Here is a 3,717-nt window from a genome sequence, read left to right as displayed (position 1 = left end):
GACCGGTTCCGGCAAGACCACCACGCTGCACTCGGTGCTGGCCTATCTGAACAAGCCCGATACCAAGATCTGGACCGCAGAAGATCCGGTCGAGATCACGCAAAAGGGCTTGCGCCAGGTCCAGGTCAACCGCAAGGCCGGGATGGATTTTGCGACCGTCATGCGGGCCTTCCTGCGCGCCGATCCGGACATCATCATGGTCGGCGAAATGCGCGACAAGGAAACCGTGTCGATCGGCCTGGAAGCCTCCCTGACCGGTCACATGGTGCTGGCGACCCTGCACACCAACAGTGCGCCGGAGTCGATCGTGCGCCTGCTCGACATGGGGATGGACCCGTTCAATTTTGCCGACGCCTTGCTCGGCGTGCTGGCGCAGCGCCTGACCAAGCGGCTATGCAGTAATTGCCGCGAGGCCTACACGCCGGAAGACGCCGAACTCAAGAGCCTGCTCAACGAATATTGCGAAGAATTGATGGCCACCGAGCATTTCCTGCATGATCCCAAGAATGCGGTGCAGGAAGTGCTGTTGCGCTGGACCGAGCAATACGCCGACGGCGACGGCAATTTCAAGCTGTACCGGGCGGTCGGCTGCGACAAGTGCAACAAGGGCTACAAGGGGCGGCTCGGCCTGCATGAATTGATGGTCGGCACCGACAGCATCAAGAAGCTGCTACAGGAGCGGGCACGGGTATCGGCATTGCTGGCCGGCGCGCTGCAGGATGGCATGCTCACGCTGAAAATGGACGGTATCGAGAAAGTGCTCAGCGGCCTGACCGACATGAAACAAGTGCGACAGGTCTGTATCAAATAGCGCCCTTCAGACAGCAAGCGGCAGGCGATCAATGAAAGTCCCGGCAGGAGCGATCCGGCGCGCTACCCGTGTTTTGCTGGTGATCCAGGCCGGCATCGTGCTGCTGCTATACCTTGCCGCAATCCGGTATTTCGATGGCCGCAGTCCGCTCCTTGCCGTGGCCGGTGGCCTGGCATGCGTCGTGCTCGTACGCATGCTGATTGTCGCCAATAATTTCATGCTGGCCCTCTTCTACCGCAACCGCACGCCGAGCCAACATCAACTGGGCTGGCTCGCCTTGTTGCAATTGTTCTTGCGGGAATTTGCCGCCAGCATGGCAAGCTCATCCTGGACCATGGCGTTCCACAGCTTCGACAAGCGCGTCATTCCGGGCGCCGTCGGCCTGCCGGTGCTGCTGGTGCATGGCTATGCCTGCAACAGCGGTTACTGGCATGCGATGAGCCGCGCCCTGGCGCGCGCCAGGATCACGCACTATGCGATTGACCTTGAGCCGGTTTTTTCCGACATCGATGGATTCGTTGCGCAATTGCACGACGCGGTGTGAAGGGTGTGCCGCGAAACCTGCGCAGCGCAGATCATCCTGCTGGCACACACCATGGGCGGACAGGAGGACCGGGCATACCTGCGCGATCACGGCAGCCAACAGGTGCGCCGGGTCATCACGCTGGGCACGCCGCACCAGGGGACCGGCCTGGCGAATTTCGGTTTGGGTCGCAACTCGCGCCAGATGCGCTGGACCGATGACGCCAATACGGGGCAGGCAAGCCAGTGGCTGCAGCAACTGGAAGCGGCCGAAGATGCGGCACGCCGCAAGCTGTTCGTATCGATCTTTTCCCATCACGACAATATCGTGTCGCCGCAGCAATCATCGCGCCTGCCCGACGCCGTCAATATCGACGTCACTGGCATTGGCCATGTGGCGCTGGCGTTCTCGCCGCAGGTCCACGACATCGTGATCGACGAAATCAGGCGGGCATCCGCCGCCCCCGCCTAGCGCGCAAGGGCTTTGCCGGTTCGATGCCGGCGGGCATTGCCGTTTTCTCCGCATTGTTGATGTCCCGCAGCACATCGACGACCCTGCCGTGGTTGGCTTGAACTTTTCCGGCATCGCCGAAACTACCCATTGTCCGGTCCGCACATCAGCGCATCGGACAGTCCCGAATCGATGCACCGCCAACCGGAGCGACCCGATGTTGCAAGCCCTTGCGCCCTGCCTGCGACGCATGTTGCTCGCGCTCGCCCTGAGCACGCCTGCGAGCATTGCCTTGGCAGAAGACCTGATGAAAACCGCTGAAATCGCCGGCACCTTCAAGCGATTCATTGCCGCAGCCGAAGAAAGCGGCGTCGACAAGACGCTCAAAAGCGGCGGCCCTTATACCGTCTTTGCGCCGACTGACGAAGCGATTGCCCGGTTTGGCGAAAAACGCTGGAAGGCGCTGCAAAAGGACAAGCCGCAGATGGCGCAATTGCTCAAGCGCCACGTGCTGCCCGGGAAATCCCTGATTACCGAAATCAAGCCCGGCCCCGCAACGACACTGGCTGGCAGCATGCTTTTGCTGAAGTCGGACAATGGCAAAGTCACGGTCGGGCCGGGGAATGTGACGCAAAGCGACATCGCGGCGGACAATGGCGTGATACATGCAATCGATACCGTATTGATCGAGGACCAGGGCAGCCAAGGGCAACCTGCCCGCGCCCGATGCTGCACGCAAGTCGCGGCTTACCATTGAGTGCGGCCGGTGTTATGCTCAGGTTCAACTGAACCTGCAGGAACCGCAGAACGATGGCAACCAAAGCCCCGCGCCGCACCAGGGACCGCATACTCGAGATCTCGTTACGCCTGTTCAATGAGTTCGGCGAACCGAACATCACCACCAGCCAGATCGCCGATGAAATGAAGATTTCACCCGGCAACCTCTACTACCATTTCCGCAACAAGGACGACATCGTCAACTCCTTGTTTTCCAGCTTCGACGCGGAAATCAACCTGATGCTGACCGTGCCCTCGACACGCCGCCCCAACCTGGAAGACGTCTGGCTGTACCTGCACCACATGTTCGAGCTGGCCTGGCGCTACCGCTTTTTTTACCGCGACCTGTCGGACCTGCTGTCACGCAACCGCATCCTTGAACTGAACTTCAACAAGATCCTGGCGCATGAAATCGAGATCGCGCGCGCTCTTTGCGACGGACTGCGCGAGCAGGGCGAGCTGGAAGCCGATCCCCGGGTGATCTCGGCTCTGGCCACCAACATGGTGGTGGTGGCAACCTACTGGCTGTCCTACGAGTATGTACGCAATCCGCGTCGCTATACCGAAACGCAGATGATGTCCGATGCGCTGGCGCGCGGCTGCTACCAGGTGCTGTCGCTGGTCGGTCCTTACCTGCAAGGGCATAGCGCCGATGCGTACAGGAACCTGGCGGATGAATACCTGAAAACGGTCGCCTGAGGACGCGCCGGGAACGGCAAGGCCGGCCGTGAACAGAAAAGACAAACATTCTGGACCGTACATGAAATCGATCTGTGTGTATTGCGGCTCCTCCCCCGGCAATGCCGGGTACTACCAGGCGGGGGCCCGCGCAATGGCGCGCGAACTGGTGCAACAGGGCATATCGCTGGTTTATGGCGGCGGACACGTCGGCCTGATGGGCATCATTGCCGATGAAGTGCTGCGCCTGGGCGGCAGCGTCACCGGTGTGATTCCGGATGCGCTGATGCAGCGTGAAGTGGGTCATGCCGGCCTGACGAAACTGCATGTGGTGCGGGACATGCATGAACGCAAGGCGATGATGGCAACGCTGTCCGACGGATTCATCGCCCTGCCAGGCGGCATCGGCACGCTGGAAGAATTATTCGAGGCCACCACCTGGTCGCAATTGGGGCTGCACGACAAGCCGGTCGGCTTG

The 3,717-nt window shown here is 60.9% G+C and carries 6 protein-coding genes; all 6 read left to right on the top strand.

Annotation, left to right across the window (positions count from 1 at the left end; genetic code table 11):
- On the top strand, positions 1-811 hold an 811-nt coding region (locus tag Q7T64_RS17525), incomplete at its 5' end, for a GspE/PulE family protein (protein ID WP_304798487.1).
- 31 nt (positions 812-842) lie between these two features.
- The gene (locus Q7T64_RS17520; RefSeq protein WP_304798484.1) at positions 843-1,355 is read left to right on the top strand and encodes a triacylglycerol lipase; all 513 of its coding nucleotides are present in this window, start codon (positions 843-845) and stop codon (positions 1,353-1,355) included.
- Between the two features lie 3 nt (positions 1,356-1,358).
- The gene (locus Q7T64_RS17515; protein WP_304798480.1) at positions 1,359-1,805 is read left to right on the top strand and encodes a triacylglycerol lipase; all 447 of its coding nucleotides are present in this window, start codon (positions 1,359-1,361) and stop codon (positions 1,803-1,805) included.
- 196 nt (positions 1,806-2,001) lie between these two features.
- The gene (locus Q7T64_RS17510; protein ID WP_304798477.1) at positions 2,002-2,541 is read left to right on the top strand and encodes a fasciclin domain-containing protein; all 540 of its coding nucleotides are present in this window, start codon (positions 2,002-2,004) and stop codon (positions 2,539-2,541) included.
- A 53-nt stretch (positions 2,542-2,594) separates the two neighbouring features.
- Positions 2,595-3,260 carry a TetR/AcrR family transcriptional regulator gene (locus tag Q7T64_RS17505; RefSeq protein ID WP_304798474.1) on the top strand — a complete coding sequence of 222 codons (666 nt, stop codon included), beginning with the start codon at positions 2,595-2,597 and terminating at the stop codon, positions 3,258-3,260.
- 61 nt (positions 3,261-3,321) lie between these two features.
- Positions 3,322-3,717, top strand: a 396-nt coding sequence (locus Q7T64_RS17500; RefSeq protein ID WP_304798471.1) for a TIGR00730 family Rossman fold protein, incomplete at its 3' end; no start/stop codon positions are given.

Origin of the sequence: Lacisediminimonas sp. (assembly GCF_030645335.1) — a bacterium.
GTDB lineage: Bacteria > Pseudomonadota > Gammaproteobacteria > Burkholderiales > Burkholderiaceae_D > Lacisediminimonas.
Note: the sequence above shows the minus strand (reverse complement) of the source record. Positions and strands in the feature narration are given on the sequence as shown.